A 22,989-nucleotide genomic window follows, 5' to 3' on the forward strand; every position below is an offset into this window, starting at 1 on the left:
TCCTCCTTGCCTGGAGCGGTCCGATCAGTCGGCCAGTGCAGCCGTTTGCAGTTCGAAGATTTCGGTCATGCCTTTCTTCGCCAGTTCCAGCATCGCGTTCAGCTCTTCCGGCTGGAACGGTGCGCCTTCGGCAGTGCCCTGAACTTCGATGAAGCCGCCAGTACTGGTCATCACCACGTTCAGGTCAGTCTCGGCAGCGGAGTCTTCCAGGTAATCGAGATCGAGCACAGGCTCGCCCTGATACATGCCCACCGATACGGCAGCGATCATTTGCTTCAACGGGTCGCCGCCTTTCAGGCCGCCGCGCTTCTTGATCACTTTCAACGCGTCGACCAGTGCAACCATCGCACCGGTGATGGACGCAGTGCGGGTGCCGCCGTCAGCCTGGATCACGTCGCAGTCGACGTACAAGGTGACGTCGCCCAGCTTGGACATGTCCAGCGAAGCACGCAGGGAACGGCCGATCAGACGCTGGATTTCCAGGGTACGGCCGCCTTGCTTGCCGCGGCTCGCTTCACGCTGGTTACGCTCGCCAGTGGCGCGCGGCAGCATGCCGTATTCAGCGGTCAACCAGCCTTGGCCCTGACCTTTGAGGAACCGCGGCACGCCGTTCTCGACGCTGACGGTGCAGATGACTTTGGTATCACCGAACTCGACCAGTACAGATCCCTCGGCGTGTTTGGTGTAGTTGCGGGTAATGCGGATCGAGCGGAGCTGATCGGCAGCGCGACCACTTGGACGTTTCATAGGGAGTACCTGTACGGGGGACGGAAAACTGCGGAGCATTATAGAGCCGCAGGGCCGTGAGTGGGCACTTCTAAAAAAATCCCCCGACGACTGAAGGCTCTGACCAGCACTCTACCGACGGGCTGCAGGCCTTTGTCACACCGTGTGTTTGGGCGCATCCGCCCCCACTGCGCTACAATCCTGCGCCTTTGCTGCCTCTCGGCTTAAATTCATATAGATCAGGCCTGCGAAACCTTTGGGCAACGCATGAACCTGCATTGCGAGGTACCTCCATGGTGCACAGCATGACCGCCTTCGCCCGCGTCGAAAAAGCCGGCGTCCAAGGCACCCTTAGCTGGGAACTGCGCTCGGTCAACAGCCGCTACCTGGAGCCGCACTTGCGTCTGCCGGAGTCCTTTCGCGACCTCGAAGGCACGGTCCGCGAAGCCCTGCGCCAGGGAATCTCCCGGGGCAAGCTCGAATGCACCCTGCGCTTCACCGAAGAAAACACCGACAAACCACTGCAAGTGGACCGCGAGCGCGCCGCACAACTGATCGCTGCCGCCGAGACCATCGCCGGCCTGATCAAGAATCCGGCCGCGCTGAACCCGCTGGAAGTCCTGGCCTGGCCCGGCGTGCTGGTGGGCGATGCGACCGACCCGCAAGCCTTGAATGCCGAAGCACTGGCGCTGTTCAACGAAGGTCTGAAAGAACTCAAGGCCGGCCGCGAGCGCGAAGGCGCGGAGCTGGCACGGTTGATCAATGATCGCCTGACCTCTATTGAAGAGGACGTGGTGACCCTGCGTGAACGGGTCCCGCAGATGCTCGCCACCCAGCGCCAGAAAGTCCTCGATCGCTTTGCCGACATGAAGGCCGAGATGGACCCGCAGCGACTGGAGCAGGAAATGGTGATGCTCGCGCAAAAGAGTGACGTCGCCGAAGAACTGGATCGCCTGAGCACTCACATCATCGAAGTTCGCCGGGTGCTCAAATCCGGTGGCGCTGCCGGTCGGCGCCTGGACTTCCTGATGCAGGAGCTCAACCGCGAAGCCAACACACTGGGCTCCAAAGCCTTCGACCCGCGCAGCACCCAGGCGGCGGTCAACCTCAAGGTGTTGATCGAGCAGATGCGCGAACAAGTGCAGAACATTGAGTAAGGCAAACCCGACATGACCCACAGCACCGGCACCCTGTACATCATTTCCGCACCTTCGGGCGCGGGCAAGAGCAGCCTGGTCAAGGCCCTGACCGACGCTAATCAAGAGATCCGCGTCTCCGTCTCCCATACCACCCGCGCCATGCGTCCCGGTGAAGTGAGCGGCGTGAACTACAACTTCGTGTCGCGCGAAGAGTTCGTGAAGATGATTGAACATGGGGATTTCCTCGAGCGCGCCGAAGTGTTCGGCAATCTCTACGGCACTTCGCAAAGCCACCTGCAGCAGACCCTGGACGAAGGCCATGACCTGATTCTGGAAATCGACTGGCAGGGTGCAGAGCAAGTGCGCAAGTTGATGCCCCAGGCCCGTTCGATCTTCATTCTGCCGCCGTCCCTGCAGGCCTTGCACCAGCGCCTGACCAATCGCGGCCAGGACAGCGACGAGGTCATCGAAGGCCGGATGCGTGAAGCCGTCAGCGAGATGAGTCACTACGTCGATTACGACTACCTGATCATCAATGACGATTTCGCCCACGCACTGAAGGATTTGCAGGCGATTTTCCGTGCCAATCAGCTGCATCAGAAGCGTCAGCAGCAGCGTAACGGAAAACTTTTGGCTGAATTGCTCGGCTAAACAGCGCTTCCCAAAACCGCTGCAAGGGCTTTACATTGGCACTTGCAGCGCGTTGAAGGGCTTGGTCAAAAAATCAGCGCTTCCCTAATCGCTGGTGATTTTTTAAACTGTCGAGTCCGCTCGCCCAACCGGGCAGCGCGCATATTGCATTCGCTCCGAGGAATACCATGGCCCGCGTAACCGTTGAAGATTGCCTAAACCACGTGGAAAACCGCTTTGAGCTGGTCATGCTGTCTACCAAGCGTGCCCGTCAACTGGCCACCGGCGGCAAAGAGCCACTGGTCCAGTGGGAAAACGACAAGCCTACCGTTGTAGCCTTGCGTGAAATCGCTGAAGGCCTGATGAGCTACGAGTTCATCGCCAACGCTGAAATCGTCGAAGACGAACCGCTGTTCGCAGCGTTCGAGGACGAGTCCAACGAGGCCGTCTAAGCCATGCCTGGTCGACGTAGCACGGCGCGGGGTCACAGCGAACGGCAGGATTCATCATGCCGAGCATAGACGCCCTCGCCGATCGCTTATCGACCTACCTCGGCAAGGACCAGGTCAACCTGGTCCGCCGAGCGTACTTCTACGCCGAACAAGCCCACGATGGCCAACGCCGCCGTAGCGGCGAGGCGTACGTCACGCACCCACTCGCGGTTGCGAATATTCTTGCCGACATGCACATGGACCATCAGAGCCTGATGGCTGCGATGCTGCATGACGTGATCGAAGACACCGGTATTGCCAAGGAAGCGCTGCAAGCGCAGTTCGGCGAAACCGTGGCCGAACTGGTCGACGGGGTCAGCAAACTGACCCAGATGAACTTCGAGACCAAAGCCGAAGCCCAGGCCGAAAACTTCCAGAAAATGGCCATGGCCATGGCCCGCGACATTCGCGTGATCCTGGTCAAGCTCGCCGACCGCCTGCACAACATGCGGACGCTGGAAGTCCTGTCCGGCGAAAAACGCCGACGGATTGCCAAGGAAACCCTGGAAATCTATGCGCCCATTGCCAACCGGCTGGGCATGCACGCCATCCGCATAGAATTCGAAGACCTCGGCTTCAAGGCGATGCACCCGATGCGCTCCGCACGGATCAACCAGGCGGTCAAACGCGCCCGGGGCAACCGCAAGGAAATCGTCAACAAGATCGAAGAATCACTCAGCCACTGCCTGGCCATCGACGGCATTCAGGGCGAGGTCAGCGGTCGTCAGAAACACCTCTACGGCATCTACAAGAAAATGCGCGGCAAGCGTCGGGCCTTCAACGAGATCATGGACGTCTATGCGTTCCGGATCATCGTCGACAAGGTCGATACCTGCTACCGCGTGCTGGGTGCTGTGCATAACTTATATAAACCACTGCCGGGGCGCTTCAAGGATTACATCGCGATCCCCAAGGCGAACGGCTACCAGTCGCTGCACACCACACTGTTCGGCATGCATGGTGTACCGATCGAGATCCAGATCCGCACCCGTGAAATGGAAGAGATGGCCAACAACGGCATCGCCGCCCATTGGCTGTACAAATCCAGCGACGACGAGCAGCCAAAAGGCACTCACGCCCGCGCCCGCCAGTGGGTCAAAGGCGTGCTGGAGATGCAGCAACGGGCCGGCAACTCGCTGGAATTCATCGAGAGCGTGAAGATTGACCTGTTCCCGGACGAGGTCTATGTGTTCACACCCAAAGGCCGGATCATGGAGCTGCCTAAAGGCTCCACGGCGGTCGACTTCGCGTACGCGGTGCACACCGACGTGGGCAACAGCTGCATTGCTTGTAGGATCAATCGTCGTCTCGCACCGCTGTCCGAACCGCTGCAAAGCGGCTCCACGGTCGAGATCGTCAGCGCCCCCGGCGCGCGGCCGAACCCGGCGTGGCTCAACTTCGTGGTCACCGGTAAGGCACGGACCCACATCCGCCATGCACTGAAACTGCAACGCCGCTCCGAATCCATCAGCCTCGGCGAACGCTTGCTGAACAAAGTGCTGAATGGCTTCGACAGTTCGCTGGAGAAAGTCGCGGCCGAGCGCGTCAAAGCGATGCTCACCGAGTACCGTCTCGAACTGATCGAAGACTTGCTCGAAGACATCGGCCTGGGCAATCGCATGGCTTACGTGGTGGCCCGTCGACTGCTGGGTGAAGGCGAGCAGCTGCCAAGCGCGGAAGGCCCGCTGGCGATTCGTGGCACCGAAGGTCTGGTGCTCAGTTACGCGAAGTGCTGCACACCGATTCCGGGCGACCCGATTGTCGGCCACCTGTCCGCGGGCAAAGGCATGGTCGTGCACTTGGACAACTGCCGCAACATCAGCGAAATCCGCCACAACCCGGAAAAATGCATCCAGCTCTCGTGGGCCAAGGATGTCACGGGCGAATTCAATGTCGAGCTGCGCGTCGAACTGGAACACCAGCGCGGCCTGATCGCTCTGCTGGCCAGCAGCGTCAACGCGGCCGACGGCAATATCGAAAAAATCAGCATGGACGAACGCGATGGTCGCATCAGCGTGGTTCAACTGGTGGTCAGCGTGCACGACCGCGTGCACCTGGCCCGCGTGATCAAGAAACTGCGCGCCCTGACCGGGGTGATTCGCATCACCCGCATGCGTGCGTAAGCCACTCATTACAAGGAGTCATTCATGACCAAAACAGTTATCACCAGCGACAAGGCCCCGGCTGCCATCGGTACTTACTCCCAGGCGATCAAGGCTGGCAACACCGTTTACATGTCGGGTCAAATTCCTCTGGACCCAAAAACCATGGAACTGGTTGAAGGCTTCGAAGCCCAGACCGTCCAGGTGTTCGAGAACCTCAAAGCCGTCGCCGAAGCCGCTGGTGGTTCGTTCAAGGACATCGTCAAACTGAACATCTTCCTCACCGACCTGAGCCACTTCGCCAAGGTCAACGAGATCATGGGCAAGTACTTTGACCAGCCTTATCCTGCCCGCGCCGCCATCGGCGTTGCGGCCCTGCCAAAGGGTTCGCAGGTTGAAATGGATGCCATTCTGGTCATCGAGTAATGCGTCCGGCGCAGCCCTTCACGGCTGCGCCGCTGCCGTACGTATAGAAAGCGTTTTGAAAGGATTCCACCATGCGCAAAGCGCTAGTTCTCTCACTGCTCGCCTTATTGTTGAGCGGTTGTGCCAGCGACCCTGCCGACCGTGATATCAGCGGCACCTGGATCAATCAGTCGGCGATCGATGCTGCATCCAAAGGCGGCCCCCTGCGCGAAGCGCTCCAGGCCTATGGTCCGAACCTGGAATGGGACGTCAACACCAAGGCCAGTCAGGCCCGCTACACCAATGGTTTTGAAAACGTCGACGGCAAGCTGCTGGGCGAAGAGTCCGGGGCCTGGAAAATCGACTTTTATGGCAGCTCCGCCAGCGAGCTGAAGCGTGACGGCAAGCAACTGAGCCAGGCCGCCAACGACAACGAGCCGGAGCAAATCTTCGACCGCGCTCAGGTTCAGGTGCCAGACGGCGCACCCATCGGCGCCAGCTTCGAGCGCGCGCTGTATTCGGCCTACATGGGCGGCAGCTGGAAAGTCGTCAGCGGTCCCGGTGAAGGCAATACCGTGCAATTCCAGGCTGACGGCCAAGTTGCCGGCCTGCCGGGTGCGGATCGCTATGCCTTGTGTCTGGCCGGTGATTGCGCTTCGATGAGCAGTGGTAACGACAACATGTGGCTGCAAGTGAATGGCCAGGGCAACACCTGGATCTTTGCGCGCAAGGGCAAAGAACTGGAGATCCTCCAGGCCGTAAACACGGCTCAGGCAGACGAGATGCCTTCGTTCACACCGGGTGAGCGCAAGTGGTTACTGGAAAAGCAGTAACCCGGCCTTAAGGCCAACAGAAATCCAATTGTAGGAGCGAGGCTTGCCCGCGAAGGCGATGTAACAGACAACATAGATGTTGGAAGTTATGACGCCTTCGCGGGCAAGCCTCGCTCCTACAGTTGTTTTGGGGGGTATGGGGGTCAGCAGCGGCCTTCAAGGATTGCGACATAACCCTCGCGGTAACTCGGATAGCGCGGCGTCCACCCCAACGCCTTCGCCCGAGCATTACTGCACTGCTTGCTGCCCGTGCGCCGTACGCTCGCGTCTTCAGCCCATTCAGTCACGCCCAAATACTCACGCAACCATCCCACTACCTCGGCCAGCGGTGCCGGCGCATCGTCGACGCCTATATAGAAGTCATCCAACGCCACCCCACGCCGATCCGCCTCAAGCAGAAACGCCATCAACCCCGCCGCGTCATCGGCGTGAATGCGGTTACCGTACAACGGTGGATCAATCGCCACGCGATAACCCCTGCGAACCTGCGTCAGCAGCCGTTCGCGGCCCGGGCCGTAAATGCCGGTCAAGCGCACGATGCTGGCCGGGATGCCGCTTTGGAGTGCCACTTGCTCAGCCTCCAGCATCAATCGACCTGAATAGCCTGCTGCAACGGTCGGCGAAGCCTCGTCGACCCACTCGCCATCCTGCTGGCCATACACACTGCTGCTGGAAACAAACAGCAGGCGATTGGGCACCTGACCGTAGTCGTTCAGCCAGTCCAGCACATGCTGCAAGCCTTGCACATAAGCGGCACGGTAACCGGCCTCATCGTGATCGGTAGCGGCGGCGCAATACACCAGATAATCCACCGCACCGACTGGCCAGGTCGCCGGGCAGTCTTCATTGAACAAGTCGCCGGCAACACCAATGACTCCCTCGGGTAAGCGCGAGACGTCACGCCTCAGGCCATGAACCTCCCACCCAGAAGCCACCAATTGCGTGGCCAGACGACTGCCGACATCACCGCAGCCGGCGATCAAAACAGAAGGCGCGGACATAAAAAAACTCCCATCAGAAAGGCACAGACTAGCGCTGACAATGGACAAGCGGCGAGCAATGAAGGAAAAAAGATATTCTATTACTTTTGTTAACGAGAATTACTTGCAATAATGCCTGCCACTTTTGTTCTCGGCCTCACGAGGCCTGGAAGAGCATCTACCGTATTTTTTTCTCAGGTCCGGCCAGCATGACACGCAATCAATTCCCCGCTTCGCCAACCAAACGACCTCGCGCCTTGCGCGTGGTGACCGCCCTGCTGATCAGCTTGATGCTGGCGCCGACCGCCGCGTTCGCTGACGCACAAGCTCCGGCCGCCACTGCTGCTCAAGCGCCAGCGGACCACGCCGCACCGGCCGTTACCCCGGCTCAAGCCGTAGACACCACCGCCGAAGACGTTCCTGAAGTCCTCGAAGCCGACAACTCCCTGGGCATGGCCCACGACCTGTCACCGTGGGGCATGTACCAAAACGCTGACATCATCGTGAAAATCGTGATGATCGGTCTGGCCATCGCGTCGATCATCACCTGGACCATCTGGATCGCCAAGGGTTTCGAGCTGATGAGCGCCAAGCGTCGTCTGCGCACTGAAATCGTCCACCTGAAAAAAGCCACCACCCTTAAAGAAGCCAGCGCTTCGGCAACCAAGGCCGGCACCCTCGCCAACTTGCTGGTGCACGATGCACTGGAAGAAATGAAGCTGTCGGCCAACAGCCGCGAGAAAGAAGGCATCAAGGAACGCGTCAGTTTCCGCCTCGAACGCCTGGTTGCGGCTTGCGGTCGTAACATGAGCAGCGGCACCGGCGTGCTCGCCACCATCGGTTCCACCGCGCCGTTCGTCGGGCTGTTCGGCACGGTGTGGGGCATCATGAACAGCTTCATCGGCATCGCCAAAACCCAGACCACCAACCTCGCCGTCGTCGCTCCCGGCATCGCCGAAGCCCTGCTGGCGACCGCACTGGGCCTGGTAGCCGCGATTCCGGCCGTTGTGATCTACAACGTCTTTGCCCGCTCCATCGCCGGTTACAAGGCGCAGGTGTCCGACGCTTCGGCGGAAGTCCTGCTGCTGGTCAGCCGCGACCTCGACCACCTGCCACCCGAGCGCAGCTCGCAACCGCACATGGTGAAAGTGGGGTAATCGGCCATGGGCCTGCATTTGAAAGAAGGCGCAGACGACGATCTGGCCGAGAACCACGAAATCAACGTCACGCCGTTTATCGACGTGATGCTGGTGCTGTTGATCATCTTCATGGTGGCGGCCCCGCTCGCCACCGTGGACATCAAGGTCGACCTGCCCGCCTCCAGCGCCAAACCGGCGCCACGGCCAGAGAAACCGGTGTTCCTCAGCGTCAAGGCTGACCAACGCCTGTTCCTCGGCGAAGACGAAGTGAAGGCCGAAGCACTCGGCGCCACTCTGGACGCCAAGACCAAGGGCAAGAAAGACACGACGATCTTCTTCCAGGCCGATAAAGGCGTGGACTACGGCGACCTGATGAGCGTGATGGACAACCTGCGCTCCGCCGGGTACCTGAAGGTGGGCCTGGTCGGACTCGAGACGGCAGTCAAGAAATGATCACGACGCGCCAAAAGCTGACGCGTTACAGCGCGAGCCTGGCCGTGGTGCTGGGCGTCCATGCGCTGGCCATTGCGCTGGCGCTGAACTGGACGTCGCGCCCACCGATCGAGCTGCCGCCGCAGGCGATGATGGTCGAGTTGGCGCCGGTTCCGGCCCCGCCACCGCCGGCCCCGCCGAAGGTCATAACGCCGCCAAAGCCACCCGCCCCGGTGGAAGAACTGCCGATACCGAAACTGGCTGAAGTGCCGAAGGCCGAAATTGCCGTGCCGAAACCGGTCAAACCCAAGCCCAAGCCTCAACCGCCCAAGCCTGTGGAGAAAAAGCCGGAACCGCCGAAAGAGAAGCCGTCCGAGGAAAAACCGAGCGACGCGCAACCGACTCAGGCGCCAACGGAGAAATCCGCACAACCGGCACCGGGTCCATCGCCAGCGCAGCAAGCGGCTAAGGCCAGCTGGCAGAGCGAATTGCTCGCGCATTTGGCCAAGCATAAGAAGTATCCAACCGCTGCAAGAATGCGGAACAAGGAAGGTGTGAACCGTCTACGTTTCGTGATGGATGCGCAAGGTAATGTGTTGTCGTTCGAACTGGCGAGCCCTTCCGGCAACGCCGATCTGGACCGCGCCACCCTGCAAATGATCCGCGAGGCTCAACCACTGCCCAAGCCACCAGCGGATATGCTGACCAACGGCTCCATCGAAATCGTTGCACCGTTTGTTTACTCGCTGGAAAAACGCCGCTGATCAATGTGGGAGCGAGCTCGCTCGCGATGGGGCCATCACATTCAACCTCTTCGTTGACTGTTGCACCGCCATCACGCGAGCAAGCTCGCTCCCACAGGTTCCCAATCCGGCCAAAAGGGTACTGAAAGGTGCCTTTTGTTTATCTGCCCGCGGCAAACCCGCATTGCCCGGTGCCACTTAACACACTCAGTCTGATAACGTGCGTCTATCGATTGCAGCCGGTATGCTTGGCCCGCAACTTCATGGACGCTTGCTATGACTCTTACAGAATTACGCTACATCGTTACCCTCGCCCAAGAGCAGCACTTTGGCCACGCGGCCGAGCGTTGCCATGTCAGCCAACCGACCCTGTCGGTGGGCGTGAAAAAGCTTGAAGACGAACTCGGTGTGCTGATTTTCGAGCGCAGCAAGAGTGCCGTGCGCCTGACCCCGGTCGGCGAAGGCATTGTCGCCCAGGCGCAAAAAGTCCTGGAGCAGGCCCAAGGCATCCGCGAACTGGCCCAGGCCGGCAAGAACCAGCTGACCGCCCCGCTGAAAGTCGGCGCGATCTACACCGTCGGCCCGTACCTGTTTCCGCACCTGATTCCACAACTGCACCGGGTCGCCCCGCAGATGCCGTTGTACATCGAAGAAAACTTCACCCACGTGCTGCGCGACAAACTGCGCAACGGCGAGCTCGACGCGATCATCATCGCCCTGCCGTTCAACGAAGCCGACGTGCTGACCCTGCAACTCTACGACGAGCCGTTCTACGTCCTGATGCCGGCCCAGCACCCCTGGACCCAAAAAAAATCCATCGACGCCAGCCTGCTAAACGACAAGAGCCTGCTGCTGCTCGGCGAAGGCCACTGCTTCCGCGATCAAGTGCTGGAAGCCTGCCCGACCCTGGCCAAAGGCAACGACGGCGCCAAGCACACCACGGTGGAATCCAGTTCCCTGGAAACCATTCGCCACATGGTCGCGTCCGGCCTGGGTATCTCGATTCTGCCGCTCTCGGCCGTCGACAGCCATCACTACGCCCCCGGCGTGATCGAAGTGCGCCCACTGACGCCCCCGGTGCCGTTTCGCACCGTGGCTATCGCCTGGCGCGCAAGCTTTCCGCGGCCGAAGGCGATTGAAATCCTCGCTGACTCCATTCGCCTGTGCTCGGTGGCCAAGCCGCAAGCACCGGTGGTTGCGGCCTAAGTCGCTGCCATGACCGAGTTGTCGCAAGTGTCGGTGACGGCACTCAAGGGTGTCGGCGAAGCCATGGCCGAGAAATTGGCCAAGGTCGGCCTGGAGAATCTCCAGGACGTGCTATTTCACCTGCCGTTACGCTATCAGGACCGCACTCGCGTGGTCCCGATCGGCCATTTGCGGCCGGGCCAGGACGCTGTGATCGAAGGAACCGTCAGCGGCGCCGACGTGGTCATGGGCCGCCGCCGAAGCCTGGTGGTGCGCCTGCAGGACGGCACCGGCGGGCTCAGCCTGCGTTTCTACCATTTCAGCAACGCCCAGAAAGAAGGCCTCAAACGCGGCACGCGCATTCGCTGCTACGGCGAAGCGCGGCCCGGTGCATCGGGGCTGGAAATCTATCACCCGGAATATCGCGCCATCACCGGCGACGAGCCGCCGCCGGTGGATGAAACCCTGACCCCGGTTTACCCGCTCACCGAAGGCCTGACCCAGCAGCGCTTGCGCCAGTTGTGCATGCAGACCCTGACGATGCTCGGCCCGACCAGCCTGCCCGACTGGCTGCCGACTGAACTGGCGCGGGACTATCAACTGGCACCGCTGGCCGATGCGATCCGCTACCTGCATCACCCACCCGCCGATGCCGATGTCGACGAACTCGCCCTCGGTCATCACTGGGCGCAGCACCGTCTGGCCTTCGAAGAACTGCTGACGCATCAACTGTCCCAGCAGCGCCTGCGCGCGAGCATGCGTTCCCTGCGCGCGCCGGCGATGCCAAATGCCACCCGGCTGCCGACCCAGTATCTGGCCAATCTTGGCTTCACGCCGACCGGCGCTCAGCAACGGGTCGGCAACGAAATCGCTTACGACCTCAATCAGCACGAGCCCATGTTGCGGCTGATTCAGGGCGACGTTGGCGCCGGTAAAACCGTGGTCGCAGCCCTCGCCGCCCTCCAGGCCTTGGAGGCCGGCTATCAAGTCGCGCTGATGGCGCCCACCGAGATTCTCGCCGAGCAGCATTTCATCACCTTCAAACGCTGGCTCGAACCGCTGGGCATCGAAGTCGCGTGGCTGGCCGGCAAGCTCAAAGGCAAGAACCGCGTGGCCGCGCTGGAACAGATCGCCAGCGGCACGCCGATGGTGGTCGGCACCCACGCGCTGTTCCAGGACGAGGTGAAATTCAAGAACCTGGCCTTGGTGATCATCGACGAACAACACCGCTTCGGCGTGCAACAGCGCTTGGCATTGCGGCAGAAAGGCGTCGGTGGGCGGATGTGTCCGCACCAGCTGATCATGACCGCGACACCGATTCCGCGGACGCTGGCCATGAGCGCCTACGCCGACCTCGACACCTCGATCCTCGACGAACTGCCGCCCGGTCGAACCCCGGTGAACACCGTGCTGATCACCGATACCCGGCGCGTCGAAGTCGTCGAGCGGGTGCGCGGTGCCTGCGCCGAAGGACGCCAGGCCTATTGGGTGTGCACGCTGATCGAAGAGTCGGAAGAGCTGACCTGCCAGGCCGCCGAAACCACTTACGAAGACCTCACCGCCGCCCTCGGCGAGCTGAAGGTCGGGCTCATCCACGGCCGCATGAAGCCCGTCGAGAAAGCCGCCGTCATGGCCGAATTCAAGGCCGGCAACCTGCAACTGTTGGTCGCAACCACGGTGATCGAAGTCGGCGTCGACGTGCCCAACGCCAGCCTGATGATCATCGAAAACCCTGAACGCCTCGGGCTCGCGCAGTTGCACCAGTTGCGCGGTCGCGTCGGCCGAGGCAGCGCCGCCAGCCATTGCGTGCTGCTTTACCATCCGCCGCTGTCACAGATCGGTCGTCAGCGACTGGGCATCATGCGCGAAACCAACGACGGTTTTGTCATCGCCGAAAAAGACCTCGAGCTGCGCGGCCCCGGCGAAATGCTCGGCACGCGCCAGACCGGCCTGCTGCAATTCAAGGTCGCCGACCTGATGCGCGACGCCGATCTGTTGCCCGCCGTGCGCGACGCCGCCCAGGCTTTACTTGAGCGCTGGCCGGATCACGTGAGCCCGCTGCTCGACCGCTGGCTACGTCATGGGCAGCAATACGGCCAAGTGTGAGCACCGTCGCAGTTTCTGAACCCTCGTTCTGAGCAAGCTGGTTATACTCCTGCCATTGTTTTAAAACGGATACAGACCATGACCGAAGTTGCCCTCGCACCCGCCACCCCGCACGCTCCGTCGGTTATTCGGCTGATGCTGGGCAAACTGGGTATCGCCTACGAAGAAGTCCTCGACCATCACGGGCTGAACGCCGCACGCAAAGTGCAGACAGTTCTGCTTGATGACGCCGTGGGCACGCTCATGGTGCTGTTCCCGCAGAGCCAGTTGCTGGACCTCAATAGCCTCGCCGAATTGACAGGCCGCCGCCTCACCGCCGTGTCCACCGAACGCCTGGTAAAAATGCTCGGCAAACACAACCTGAGCCTGCTGCCCGGCATGCCGGCGCTCACCAGTTCACCGTGCCTGTATGACGAAAGCCTGCTGCGCGAACCGAAGTTGCTGATCAACTCGGGCGAGCCGGGCGTGTTGCTGGAAGTCACCCGCGAAGACTTCAAGACCATGCTGACCAAGGCCAGCGCCGCCAACTTCGGCGAAGCGCTGACCAGCATTCGCCCGAACCTCGACCGCCCCGATGATGACCGTGAGGAAATCACCCAGGCCGTTCAAGCGTTCACCGCGCGGCGCATCCAGCAGCGTCTGGAAGAGACCATCGAAATTCCGCCGCTGGCCGAGACCGCGCAGAAAATCATCAAACTGCGCGTCGACCCCAACGCCACCATCGACGACATCACCGGCGTCGTCGAAACCGACCCGGCCCTGGCCGCACAAGTTGTGAGCTGGGCGGCGTCGCCGTACTACGCGTCGCCGGGCAAGATTCGTTCAGTGGAAGACGCGATCGTCCGGGTCCTGGGCTTCGACCTGGTGATCAACCTGGCGCTGGGCCTGGCCCTGGGCAAAACCCTGAGCCTGCCCAAGGACCATCCGCAACACACCACGCCGTACTGGCAGCAGTCGATCTACACCGCCGCCGTCATCGAAGGCCTGACCCGCGCCATGCCGCGCGCCCAGCGTCCGGAAGCCGGCCTGACCTACCTCGCCGGCCTGCTGCACAACTTCGGCTACTTGCTGCTGGCCCACGTCTTCCCGCCGCACTTCTCGTTGATCTGCCGCCACCTGGAAGTCAACCCGCACCTGTGCCACAGCTACGTCGAGCAACACTTGCTGGGCATCAGCCGTGAACAGATCGGCTCATGGCTGATGCGCTACTGGGACATGCCGGATGAACTGGCCACCGCCCTGCGCTTCCAGCACGACCCGGGCTACGACGGCGATTACGCCGAGTACCCGAACCTCGTGTGCCTGGCGGTGCGTTTGCTGCGTAGCCGTGGCGTCGGCTCCGGGCCAGATGAAGACATCCCGGACGCCTTGCTGGAACGCGTCGGCCTGACCCGCGAGAAAGCCAACGACGTCGTCAGCAAAGTCCTCGAAGCAGAAGTCCTGCTGCGTGAACTGGCTTCACAATTCACCCAGGCCTAAAACCAATCGCGGGCAAGCCACACTCCCACAGGATTTAGGTAATCCCTGTGGGAGCGGGCTTGCCCGCGATGAATCCACCTCGGTCTCACTGACCACCCCGATCGTTCCCACGCTCTGCGTGGTAATGCATCCCCTGACGCTCTGCGTCACAGCCACAACGCAAAACTCAAGCCTTAGCCTTCGCCTTCCGCGGCTTCAAATACTTGGTCAACCCCTGGAACCAGATCACCAGCGCAGGATTGCCCTTGATCTGAATCGACTTATCCTGAATCCCCGTCATAAACGCCAACTGCTTGTTCTTCGCCTGCATCGTCGCAAAGCCATACGCCGCGTCTTTAAAAGCAATCGCAAACGCCGGCTCGGCATACACGCCCGACTTGCTGGTAATGCGCTGATCCTTCACAAAAAAATGCCGCGCCACTTTCCCGTCCAGGGTCTGTAATTGGAATACAAGCTCCTTGTCACCCAACTGCTGCTGGAACGCAGGATTAGTCCGACTGGCCTTACCCATCAACAGACCCAGCATCCACAGAAGAAAACGAAATTTCATGCGTGCAGCCTCAAAAGAAAAATGAACGGCCGGCGCAGTGTAGCGGCTTCAAGCGAGAACGCCACCATTGCGCAGTGTTAGAAGAAGATACCCATCTTTTTGACGCCAATGACTACTAAGTCACGCCAATCTGATCGTTCCCACGCTCCGCGTGGGAATGCATTCCGTGACGCTCCGCGTCACCCATCCACCGCAAACATCCCTGACGAAACACGCCTTACACACTCCCACCTTGAACCTCTCCAACCTCTCGGACATTTCCTTCAACACGCCGGGCTGTTCATGAACTAGGCAGCCTTCGGCTTCACCGATAACCTCTGTTCGTCACCGCAAATTCGGTGACACGGATGTGCAAGTCCGGAACCAGGAGAGAATTTATTAACTCCGAGGATTTACACCATGACCAATCCAACAGCTAACTCGCCCGAAAACGAAGCCACATCCCCCTACGAATCCTTCGATTCCAAAAAACTCCACGAAGCCGCCGAACGCGCACTCGATCATCACCTCGGCACACCGCCGGATAAAAAATCCAAACGCCGCAATGGCGACCTCTTTAGCGTCTGCCCCGACATCAACACTGAAACCCTCCTCGCCAACGCCTCGGAAGACCTCTTGTCCATCAGCGCCATCGCCGCCGACCTCGCCGACGGTGTGGACGGCTCACGCCGCTCCGTAGCCCTGGCGCTCAGCCGCATGGCCGACGGGGTGCATTTGTTGGTTGAACGAGCGTTGGATCATCTGGATGAACCGGAAATGGCGGCGATTTTCGCACAGCAACAAAGCCGAGTCAGCTGACCTGTAGGAGCCCGCTCGCTAGCAATGGCGGCGAATCAATCAATGTAAAAAAGGGGACAGATTTACTTATGGAGGCAACCCACCTCTGAAACAATTCTGTCCCCTGTTTGCTTGAGTCTTCTAAATGATCCAGCTGCCTTTCACCCCGATCATCCGTTAGCGATTAAGGGGTAACTGAAAGCGCATTCGTACCGCGCAATTGGCTAGGTCTTCCCGTAACAAACGGAAATTCATGTTGCACTGCGCGTCGACATATTGCTTCCAAACCGGTTCGTCGAATTCACCCCCTCCCAGCAATTTCATTGAGGCCTTCAAGCCGCTTTCGCGATCCACTCCTGCCATCAACGATGCAGCTTTGTAAAAGCCATCATTCGGCAACCCTGTCTGTAGATAAATGAGCTCACCCAACCGGGCATTGGTTGCGCGCGCCAAACACGCAAGACTCTCGATAGGCGCCTCTGCTCCCGGTAAAGCGGACTGATAAATATCCTCGCAATACGCTTCTTTGAAGCGCACCCACTTCCTTTGCACATCGGTCAGTTGCTTCTTGTCCGCGGGAGCCAAACTGGCCAGAGCTTTCTTGTATTGCTCATTCAACACCGCATCTACTTTCTCGAAGGTTTGCTGGCCGCAAGTGATCAAGTCGGAATTGGTAAAGCTGTCGGGGTTGCACGATTCCTTGGCGCTACCGGAAGTACTTGGAGCAGCTGATACATTACCCGCCGGAGACTTAGCTTTTTCCGATGCGATGGGTAAGCAGTTGGACATACAAGCCATCGTCGACAGATCCGGCTCGTCACTTCCAGCAAATAGGTAGGTCGCAGCACCGACACGTTTTCGGGCGCTGTACACGGGAACACCGACGGCCAAGGATTTGGTGGGCACGAATACAGATGAATCTTCCGGCACCACTACCACTTTACCTTCAGCATCACCGCACAGCGCCTGCATAGCTGACTCGCTGAAAGACTCGCCGCTTGGGCGGGAGAATGGTTTAGAGTCGGGGCGGCAGTCGTAACCATGCCAGTAAGGCCCTGACTGTTCAGAAATGTCCAACGAGAAGATATAAATTCTCTGCAGGACAATCCTTCCACCGTCATAGCCAAACACCACCCAGCGGCGGGACTGAGCCCTGGAGAAATTTTCATTTGCCAGAATGTATCGACTGCCATCCCGGTAGAGCTCAAACGAACTCAACGCTCCAATCGACTCTGCTATGTCGGACAGCTTCTTGCCCGAATTGGCATCTACTAAGTAACCATTGCTATCCAGCACCACCGAGCAATGACTTGCGGTGCTACCTTCCTGTTTACAAGGCTGTAGAGATTGGAAGATCGGTTCAGCGGCAACGAGCGAGGGACACAAGAGCGTCACCAACAACAAAAACCTCCTCAAAACCATTCCCTGTGCTGATGCAACTTGAGGCAATGACATAAAGAAACTGGGGACAGAATTATTTATGAGCGACGTCAGCTTATTCACTTATAAATCCGCCCATCGTTTACTCTCCTACCTTTTTCAATTGGAAGCACTACGCTCAATCGCCTGTGTTGGTATAAGGGTTTCTTTCCCGGCTTTCTTCATCAAACCAATATATTCCTTATAGTACGCCTTCGACTTATTTTTTTCGGTCACCCACAATACATCGGCAATATTTAACTTAAGAACAATTCTATCTGGAGAAATCTGTTCAACCTTCTTCAATACCTGATATGCCAAACTTGTTTCACCAGCTTGACCTAATGCATAGCCAATATCGTTATAAGCCACGACAGTCGACTTGCTAACAGGAGAATCTTTAAATAACAGCTCAATCCGCTCGGAGCTCAAATATGATTTAATAGCCTCATAATCAGAGTCTTTCAACCGAATTATAGCGATCTCATGTGCTAGCGCTAGTGAATCCAAGGTCTTCCCAGACTCAAGCTCTAATAGTTTTTCACTAGCAATTTTACGTTTCGAATACCAGGCATAGCTTCTATCCCCCTCCTCCAAACTACCTTCATAGCCAGAAAGCGCTTGGGATAAAGCTTTGTTTTTTACAACCGACGTCACATCTTTACCAGAATAAACAAATGTTTCGTATTGGGTGCCATCAAGACCAATACCAGAGTGCTGAACAGTCCACGCACATTCAAATACAAAATAGTTTTCTTTACCTTGCACCGAATAGGCATCACTTATTTTTGGATCCCCGCCCTCAGGCTCACAAGTGTCTGGAATGCTATATCGCTGTCCGTTCGAACTGAGAAAGTTGCCCTTAACGGTTTTTCCATTTTCGCTTTCAATTGATACAAACTCAACCTTTTCTGCACCATGGAAACTTGGAGCCAAAGGATAGACTTTAATTTCCGCGACTGCGGACACGGAAAATCCTATCAAGGTGGCCAGGATAATTTTTCTCATTAGTTCAGCTCCGTTTCAATCATGCTACGTAACTCATTAAAAAGAGTAACTCGCTCCGTTAGGCCGATGGTTCCCCCATTAACTACTATCGAAATATCCGCGACGTGCTGGTTAATATTACTCTCCGTTCTGGTAGCGAGTGACTGTGCGATTCTAGAGTTCAAGTTATTTAGATCCCACCAAACAAAAGCCGACTCTATACCATAAGTAATACTATTAACAATCAAGTCCGGATCAGCTAAAAAATCCCGCGGGTCAGATGGATCTTTCTCATTATGAATCCTGGTATACTCGCGATAGTTGTTTTTTCCCGTCAACTGTATAATCCCCCTCCCCCGATACTTGTAACCTTCCTGACTCGCCTCATCGCCATTACCGTTCCTACTGGCGTAAACATAACTGCCTAAATTAACGGCATTATGCGCATATGTGCTTTCTTCACTCCAAAGCTTAGGCCGCAATCTGGGCAAAATTATGCACTCATCAGTGGCGTCATTATAGCCTTGCATGTTGTTCCTACATCCAAAAACCTTCCGCATCCGGACAGCACTATAATCCAGCACCTCCGACTTAACTTTGAATCCGCTTTCGTGACCAACTTGAGACAGAAGATGCGCGACCCTCAACGGTGTATTCACGCTATATAATTTTGCATATTTATTAAGAATTGGCAGTATAGTGTCGCAATAATCATCTGCAATAGAGGGCCTGGCTTTTTTCAGCATGGCCAATGTTATTAACTGTCGCTCAGACTTCCCGGAGAAATTACCGATCAGTGCAACTGGACTAATGTGCCAAACCTTAGCGTCATCGGTTATCCCATGCTGCCCTATAAGCTTGTCCCACCATCCAAGACTCTTGATTCTGAGTTTCTCTTCTTGCCACGCCTTGTTGGGATCCGAGTCGGCATGCCCCATGAGTTCGTCAAGCGCATCCCACTTCTCCGGCTTGAAATACCACTCATTTTCATAGTTAGTAACTAACTGAGAAATAGACTGGGCGTGCCAAGGTTTCTTCAGCGCATCTACAATCTCGTCTGACGATAGTTTTTTATCTCCGCTGGTATCAACAATTTTATACAGACGATCATTAACTGGACCAGTGACAGATTCGCTAACCTGCGGAAGAAATCTGGAGCGTTCCTCTTCCGTCAACTGCTCTTGAGCATGAAGGGTGGCAGCTAGGTGATCCGCGTTACTGACAGTCTCTTTAATGAACTCGAAACCTTCCCACTCCCAAGGAGTATGCCGAGATAGCGAGATATCAGGTTCAGCGAACCACCCACTGACAGGATTGCCATTTCCATCACCGAGCACCCCATCAAGCCGCCACCAAAATGTCGTGGTCGTCGTGGCTCCCATAACGATGGAGGCTTTGATTTTTTTATCTGTTGGCAGTGCTTCCAAAACGCTTACAGGAATAAATAAGTCGAACCCCGTCTTTACGCCGGAATCCGAAACTTTAGGTGGATTGGTGGCATTCATCCCCTGCTGGTGAGTTATCAATTGGCTATTTTTTGGAATTTTCACCACGGTCTTGGCTGTGGGTGCGAGACCAGAAACCTTTGGCAAGCAAGTATCTTTAAACGCTTTCACGTCTTCGCAACTAAAGACCTCCATATGCAGCAAATTCTTTGCCGCCGCATCGGAGTGATTTTGATATTTTCCGACATGCCCCAGAATGTCCCCTGCTTTGATTTTGAAAGTCGGAGTCAACTGGACAACTTCACCTCGAGGACTATGCGGCTCGCTCTTGGCTTCCAAAGAGTCCAGCCATACGAAGCCCGGCAGCTTTCCATCAGTACCAATAGTGAGTGCAGGAATGGCTTGACCACTCACAATCTCGACAAGCTTGCGGTACTTCCCGTGGGCTCCTTCCTCGCTGATCTTTATCTGAGTACCCACCGGTAGAAACGCGATTGGCAGACCATTGCTGGTTGCATCACGCACATTGGCGCCGGGCTTCTGATCGGGAGGAGCATCTTTAGCACTCTCCCCCACAAAATAACGGTCACCGCCCAGGTGTTTCAGTTCCCCTTTAAACACCCAGCCGGTATTTGGCGCCAAGCCAACATATTCCGGCGTGACACTGACTATCTCAAGCCATTTTTCTGCCGCAGTCGCAGGTTTCGTGAGAATCGTGGTGCCGCGAGGTAACACCGCCAGTACAGGAAATTGTCCTGATCCGCCCCCACGAACCCTTAGCCCAAGTGATTTATCTGGAGCATTTGCCTTGACCTGATACAGCCCCTTCCCCCAGAACTCCGGCCTCTTTAACGCAGGATTAGCTTTGTAACCTTCCCAGTCCAGCAAGTGCATATAGAGGCTGAAAAAGGTGAGGCTTGGGCCTGGCAAGGGGGCTACGGCAGGTGTAGATCCAGGCACCGTCGCTGGCGCAGGAGGGCCAGGCATTTCGAGCCGATGCTTAACCAACACAAAGCCTGTTGAAAAGACCGAATGCGTCGAGCCGAAGTCTGACTTTGGATAGGCCTCATCAATGCGATACGCCACAACCTCACCGTCGGCGATGCATCTGACTTCTGTCAGATCTTTCACCAAACCGGTTCCTTCATCGAAGTGAACGCCGCCATGCCAAAGACCGTTAGCCCCCAGTGGGTAATAACCATCTTTGGCTTTCGCCAATGCCGCGTAATACTGCATTGGGTCTTTCGCCTCTACCGCCCCGACCTTAAGGGGATACGACCACTTCTCAACTTTGCTCGTTGTCTCAGTCATTACCAATTACCTGAATTCTGTTCCCTGGTGGCTTGGATTGCCGTCGGTGTCTATTAGCCGGAAAAGTTGAGCATTCGCTTTGGTTTGCGCTTGATCTGTTCTTCAGGCGCATTCCCCAACGCCTGATCCATCAAACTCCCCGCCTTATCCTTATCCGCAGCCCCCGGCAGCACCGGTGGTTTAATCCCGATCCCGGTCCCACTCCCCGCCGAACCGCCAGCGTTGATTTTGATCACCGGCCCAACCACCGTAATCCCACCCGCATCCAGCTTGATAAAACTCCCCCCGGCCTTAACCGTAAGCTCCATCCCAGCCTCAATCACAATCTTGTCCCCAGCCTTCAGATGAATCTCTTTCCCAACGCTAGTCAGCTGCGCAGTCCCCAGCTTCACATGCTGGTTCTGCCCAATCGTCAGGTGGTCATCCATCCGCGCTTCAGTCTTGCGATCAGCAATCGTGGTGCGATGCTCTTCCGCCTTCAACTCGGTGTAGGTGTTCTTCTCCACCGTGTCGTGGCGTTCGTTACCCACGCGAATCTTCTGATCATGCTCAACGTTTTCATCCCAGTCCCGCTGAGCATGAATGTAGATCTGCTCGGCACCTTTCTTGTCTTCAATGCGAAGTTCGTTGTACCCACCACCACCCGGTGAGCTGAGGGTTTTGAACACGGTGCGGGTTTTGTTCGCCGGTAGGTCGTAGGGGACGAGGTTTTCCTTGTGGTACAGGCAGCCGGTGACGACGGGCTGGTCGGGGTCGCCTTCGAGGAAGGTGACGAGGACTTCCATGCCGATCCGCGGGATGGCGATGGCGCCGTAGCGGTCGCCGGCCCAGCTGCTCGAAACGCGCATCCAGCAGCTGGTTTTGTCATCAGCCAACCCTTCGCGGTCCCAGTGGAATTGCACTTTGATGCGGCCGTATTGGTCGCAGTGGATTTCTTCACCTTTGGGGCCGGTGACCATAGCGGTCTGGCTGCCGAGGACGCGGGGTTTCGGGTGTTGCAGCGCCGGGCGGTAGAACACGTCCCAGGGCGTGGCGAGGAAGCGGTTGCGGTAGCCCTGGTGGAAGTCGTCCTTGTTGGCGGTGGTGTCGCTGGTCACCGACTCTTCGAGGACTTGCGGCTGTTTGCCTTCGTGGAAGATTTCGGTGAGCAGCCAGAGGTCGTTCCACTCGGTGCGCGGGTGGTCGGAGAGCTCCAGGAAGTGGCCGCTGATCAATCGCGTCTGGTCGCCAAAGCCTTCGGCCTGGCGGTAGTCGGCGCGGTGGCGTTCGAGGGCGCGCTGGCTGAGGATTTTGCCGCGCGCGCGGTCGAGGAAGCGGCCGGGGTAGTCGTAGTCTTCGAGGTCTGGCTCGGTGCTTTCGCCGTCGGGTTTGTAGGCGGATTCGAGTTGCAGGCGCGGCTTTTCGAAATCGTAGTCGCGACGAGTCACACGGCCGGTGCGGGTTTCGAGGCGCAGTTTGAAACCTTTGATCACCGGTTCATCCGCGACCATGCCGCTGCCTTGCACATAAGCGGTGGGCTGCCCAAGTTTCGGGAACACGGTCTGGTCGTCACCGAATACCAAAAGATGACCTTTGGAACTGTGCTGGAAGTGGTAGTGAATGCCTTCTTCTTCGCACAGGCGCTGGATGAAGTGCAGGTCAGTTTCGTCGTACTGCACGCAGTAGTCGCGGTCCGGGCACGGCTGGCTGAGCTGGAAGCTGTAGGCGTTGCCTTTGATGCCGTGTTCATCGAGGATCAGCGCGATGATTTTCGGCGCCGACATCTGCTGGTAGATGCGCTGGTTGGTGCGGTGATGCAGGTATTGCAGTTGCGGCACCAGCGAGACTTTGTAGCGGGTCAGGCGTTTGCCGGCATCACCTTGGGCGACGCGGTAGATTTGGCCGTGGATGCCGCTGCCTTGCGGATCGAACGCGAGGAATGCCTGCTTGTGCAGGAGTTTTTCCAGGTCCAGATCGGGGTTTTCGCTGACCAGTTCCAGGTCGAAGCGATACGGCTGGCTGATGCCTTCGGTGCCGGTGAACGACAGCACTTGCAGGTCGTGCTCAAGGCCCTCGATGGCCAGGCTGAAATGGGTTTCGTTAGCTGAGTTGAACATTGCTTGCTCCCTGT

General features: G+C 57.8%; 20 protein-coding genes. 13 read left to right on the forward strand and 7 right to left on the reverse strand.

Features of this window, described 5'->3' with window-relative positions; genetic code table 11:
* Positions 1 to 24 precede the first annotated feature (24 nt).
* Positions 25 to 747 (reverse strand): ribonuclease PH, encoded by a 723-nt coding sequence (gene rph / locus ACYZTR_RS00175; RefSeq protein WP_461975450.1) that lies wholly within the window; start codon positions 745 to 747, stop codon positions 25 to 27.
* Positions 748 to 1,019: 272 nt separating this feature from the next.
* Between rph and ACYZTR_RS00180 the strand changes: the two genes are divergently transcribed.
* The 6 genes from ACYZTR_RS00180 to ACYZTR_RS00205 all read left to right on the forward strand — a co-directional run bounded on the left by ACYZTR_RS00180 (position 1,020) and on the right by ACYZTR_RS00205 (position 6,326).
* Positions 1,020 to 1,883, forward strand: a complete 864-nt coding sequence (locus tag ACYZTR_RS00180) for a YicC/YloC family endoribonuclease (RefSeq protein WP_461975452.1) — start codon at positions 1,020 to 1,022, stop codon at positions 1,881 to 1,883.
* Between the two features lie 12 nt (positions 1,884 to 1,895).
* On the forward strand, positions 1,896 to 2,516 hold the full coding sequence (gmk, locus tag ACYZTR_RS00185) for a guanylate kinase (RefSeq protein WP_461975454.1): 621 nt from the start codon (positions 1,896 to 1,898) through the stop codon (positions 2,514 to 2,516).
* Positions 2,517 to 2,683: 167 nt separating this feature from the next.
* The gene (gene rpoZ, locus ACYZTR_RS00190) at positions 2,684 to 2,947 is read left to right on the forward strand and encodes a DNA-directed RNA polymerase subunit omega (RefSeq protein WP_007894670.1); all 264 of its coding nucleotides are present in this window, start codon (positions 2,684 to 2,686) and stop codon (positions 2,945 to 2,947) included.
* A gap of 56 nt (positions 2,948 to 3,003) precedes the next feature.
* Positions 3,004 to 5,109 carry a bifunctional GTP diphosphokinase/guanosine-3',5'-bis pyrophosphate 3'-pyrophosphohydrolase gene (spoT, locus tag ACYZTR_RS00195; protein ID WP_461975456.1) on the forward strand — a complete coding sequence of 702 codons (2,106 nt, stop codon included), beginning with the start codon at positions 3,004 to 3,006 and terminating at the stop codon, positions 5,107 to 5,109.
* Between the two features lie 24 nt (positions 5,110 to 5,133).
* Positions 5,134 to 5,514, forward strand: coding sequence for a RidA family protein (locus tag ACYZTR_RS00200; RefSeq protein ID WP_003229509.1), 381 nt, complete (start codon positions 5,134 to 5,136; stop codon positions 5,512 to 5,514).
* 71 nt (positions 5,515 to 5,585) lie between these two features.
* Positions 5,586 to 6,326, forward strand: a complete 741-nt coding sequence (locus ACYZTR_RS00205) for a hypothetical protein (protein ID WP_461975457.1) — start codon at positions 5,586 to 5,588, stop codon at positions 6,324 to 6,326.
* A gap of 143 nt (positions 6,327 to 6,469) precedes the next feature.
* Here ACYZTR_RS00205 and ACYZTR_RS00210 read toward each other — a convergent pair whose 3' ends face one another.
* Positions 6,470 to 7,327, reverse strand: a complete 858-nt coding sequence (locus tag ACYZTR_RS00210; protein WP_461975459.1) for an SDR family oxidoreductase — start codon at positions 7,325 to 7,327, stop codon at positions 6,470 to 6,472.
* A 188-nt stretch (positions 7,328 to 7,515) separates the two neighbouring features.
* On the opposite strand from ACYZTR_RS00210, the gene exbB reads away from it, so the two are divergent.
* The 6 genes from exbB (at position 7,516) to ACYZTR_RS00240 (ending at position 14,390) form a co-directional block, all read left to right on the forward strand.
* Positions 7,516 to 8,463, forward strand: a complete 948-nt coding sequence (gene exbB / locus ACYZTR_RS00215) for a tonB-system energizer ExbB (RefSeq protein ID WP_461975461.1) — start codon at positions 7,516 to 7,518, stop codon at positions 8,461 to 8,463.
* A 6-nt stretch (positions 8,464 to 8,469) separates the two neighbouring features.
* Positions 8,470 to 8,898: a TonB system transport protein ExbD gene (gene exbD / locus ACYZTR_RS00220; RefSeq protein ID WP_129439980.1), complete on the forward strand. Its 429-nt coding sequence runs from the start codon at positions 8,470 to 8,472 to the stop codon at positions 8,896 to 8,898.
* Positions 8,895 to 9,641, forward strand: coding sequence for an energy transducer TonB family protein (locus ACYZTR_RS00225; protein WP_461975463.1), 747 nt, complete (start codon positions 8,895 to 8,897; stop codon positions 9,639 to 9,641). The genes exbD and ACYZTR_RS00225 overlap by 4 nt, the downstream gene beginning before the upstream one ends.
* Positions 9,642 to 9,896: 255 nt before the next feature.
* Complete coding sequence (locus tag ACYZTR_RS00230; protein ID WP_461975465.1) at positions 9,897 to 10,826, forward strand: LysR substrate-binding domain-containing protein; 930 nt, start codon at positions 9,897 to 9,899, stop codon at positions 10,824 to 10,826.
* A 9-nt stretch (positions 10,827 to 10,835) separates the two neighbouring features.
* Positions 10,836 to 12,911 carry an ATP-dependent DNA helicase RecG gene (recG, locus tag ACYZTR_RS00235; protein WP_461975467.1) on the forward strand — a complete coding sequence of 692 codons (2,076 nt, stop codon included), beginning with the start codon at positions 10,836 to 10,838 and terminating at the stop codon, positions 12,909 to 12,911.
* 78 nt (positions 12,912 to 12,989) lie between these two features.
* A complete protein-coding gene (locus tag ACYZTR_RS00240) occupies positions 12,990 to 14,390 on the forward strand; it encodes an HDOD domain-containing protein (RefSeq protein ID WP_461975469.1) in 1,401 nt (466 codons plus the stop codon).
* A 166-nt stretch (positions 14,391 to 14,556) separates the two neighbouring features.
* Here ACYZTR_RS00240 and ACYZTR_RS00245 read toward each other — a convergent pair whose 3' ends face one another.
* Complete coding sequence (locus ACYZTR_RS00245) at positions 14,557 to 14,940, reverse strand: hypothetical protein (RefSeq protein WP_038980709.1); 384 nt, start codon at positions 14,938 to 14,940, stop codon at positions 14,557 to 14,559.
* A gap of 399 nt (positions 14,941 to 15,339) precedes the next feature.
* Here ACYZTR_RS00245 and ACYZTR_RS00250 point away from each other — a divergent pair, with 399 nt between their 5' ends.
* Positions 15,340 to 15,738 (forward strand): DUF6124 family protein, encoded by a 399-nt coding sequence (locus ACYZTR_RS00250; RefSeq protein ID WP_461975471.1) that lies wholly within the window; start codon positions 15,340 to 15,342, stop codon positions 15,736 to 15,738.
* 156 nt (positions 15,739 to 15,894) lie between these two features.
* On the opposite strand, the gene ACYZTR_RS00255 is transcribed toward ACYZTR_RS00250, so the two are convergent.
* From ACYZTR_RS00255 to ACYZTR_RS00270, 4 genes are read right to left on the reverse strand one after another with little or no spacing between them, the layout of a single operon-like run.
* Positions 15,895 to 17,220 (reverse strand): lysozyme inhibitor LprI family protein, encoded by a 1,326-nt coding sequence (locus ACYZTR_RS00255; RefSeq protein WP_461975473.1) that lies wholly within the window; start codon positions 17,218 to 17,220, stop codon positions 15,895 to 15,897.
* Between the two features lie 36 nt (positions 17,221 to 17,256).
* Entirely contained in the window at positions 17,257 to 18,144 is an 888-nt protein-coding gene (locus tag ACYZTR_RS00260; protein ID WP_461975475.1) for a tetratricopeptide repeat protein, read from the reverse strand.
* The gene (locus ACYZTR_RS00265) at positions 18,144 to 20,879 is read right to left on the reverse strand and encodes a glycoside hydrolase family 19 protein (protein ID WP_461975477.1); all 2,736 of its coding nucleotides are present in this window, start codon (positions 20,877 to 20,879) and stop codon (positions 18,144 to 18,146) included. Before ACYZTR_RS00265 ends, ACYZTR_RS00260 begins: the two co-directional genes overlap by 1 nt.
* Before the next feature lie 53 nt (positions 20,880 to 20,932).
* Positions 20,933 to 22,975 (reverse strand): type VI secretion system Vgr family protein, encoded by a 2,043-nt coding sequence (locus ACYZTR_RS00270; RefSeq protein ID WP_461975479.1) that lies wholly within the window; start codon positions 22,973 to 22,975, stop codon positions 20,933 to 20,935.
* Between the last annotated feature and the right edge of the window lie 14 nt (positions 22,976 to 22,989).

It is taken from the genome of Pseudomonas sp. Hz4 (assembly GCF_054898165.1).

Coding starts and splice junctions, on each gene's coding strand:
- rph (WP_461975450.1), bottom strand. CDS start 747: ATGAAACGTCCAAGTGGTCGCGCTGCCGATCAGCTCCGCTCGATCCGC.
- ACYZTR_RS00180 (WP_461975452.1), top strand. CDS start 1,020: ATGGTGCACAGCATGACCGCCTTCGCCCGCGTCGAAAAAGCCGGCGTC.
- gmk (WP_461975454.1), top strand. CDS start 1,896: ATGACCCACAGCACCGGCACCCTGTACATCATTTCCGCACCTTCGGGC.
- rpoZ (WP_007894670.1), top strand. CDS start 2,684: ATGGCCCGCGTAACCGTTGAAGATTGCCTAAACCACGTGGAAAACCGC.
- spoT (WP_461975456.1), top strand. CDS start 3,004: ATGCCGAGCATAGACGCCCTCGCCGATCGCTTATCGACCTACCTCGGC.
- ACYZTR_RS00200 (WP_003229509.1), top strand. CDS start 5,134: ATGACCAAAACAGTTATCACCAGCGACAAGGCCCCGGCTGCCATCGGT.
- ACYZTR_RS00205 (WP_461975457.1), top strand. CDS start 5,586: ATGCGCAAAGCGCTAGTTCTCTCACTGCTCGCCTTATTGTTGAGCGGT.
- ACYZTR_RS00210 (WP_461975459.1), bottom strand. CDS start 7,327: ATGTCCGCGCCTTCTGTTTTGATCGCCGGCTGCGGTGATGTCGGCAGT.
- exbB (WP_461975461.1), top strand. CDS start 7,516: ATGACACGCAATCAATTCCCCGCTTCGCCAACCAAACGACCTCGCGCC.
- exbD (WP_129439980.1), top strand. CDS start 8,470: ATGGGCCTGCATTTGAAAGAAGGCGCAGACGACGATCTGGCCGAGAAC.
- ACYZTR_RS00225 (WP_461975463.1), top strand. CDS start 8,895: ATGATCACGACGCGCCAAAAGCTGACGCGTTACAGCGCGAGCCTGGCC.
- ACYZTR_RS00230 (WP_461975465.1), top strand. CDS start 9,897: ATGACTCTTACAGAATTACGCTACATCGTTACCCTCGCCCAAGAGCAG.
- recG (WP_461975467.1), top strand. CDS start 10,836: ATGACCGAGTTGTCGCAAGTGTCGGTGACGGCACTCAAGGGTGTCGGC.
- ACYZTR_RS00240 (WP_461975469.1), top strand. CDS start 12,990: ATGACCGAAGTTGCCCTCGCACCCGCCACCCCGCACGCTCCGTCGGTT.
- ACYZTR_RS00245 (WP_038980709.1), bottom strand. CDS start 14,940: ATGAAATTTCGTTTTCTTCTGTGGATGCTGGGTCTGTTGATGGGTAAG.
- ACYZTR_RS00250 (WP_461975471.1), top strand. CDS start 15,340: ATGACCAATCCAACAGCTAACTCGCCCGAAAACGAAGCCACATCCCCC.
- ACYZTR_RS00260 (WP_461975475.1), bottom strand. CDS start 18,144: ATGAGAAAAATTATCCTGGCCACCTTGATAGGATTTTCCGTGTCCGCA.
- ACYZTR_RS00265 (WP_461975477.1), bottom strand. CDS start 20,879: ATGACTGAGACAACGAGCAAAGTTGAGAAGTGGTCGTATCCCCTTAAG.
- ACYZTR_RS00270 (WP_461975479.1), bottom strand. CDS start 22,975: ATGTTCAACTCAGCTAACGAAACCCATTTCAGCCTGGCCATCGAGGGC.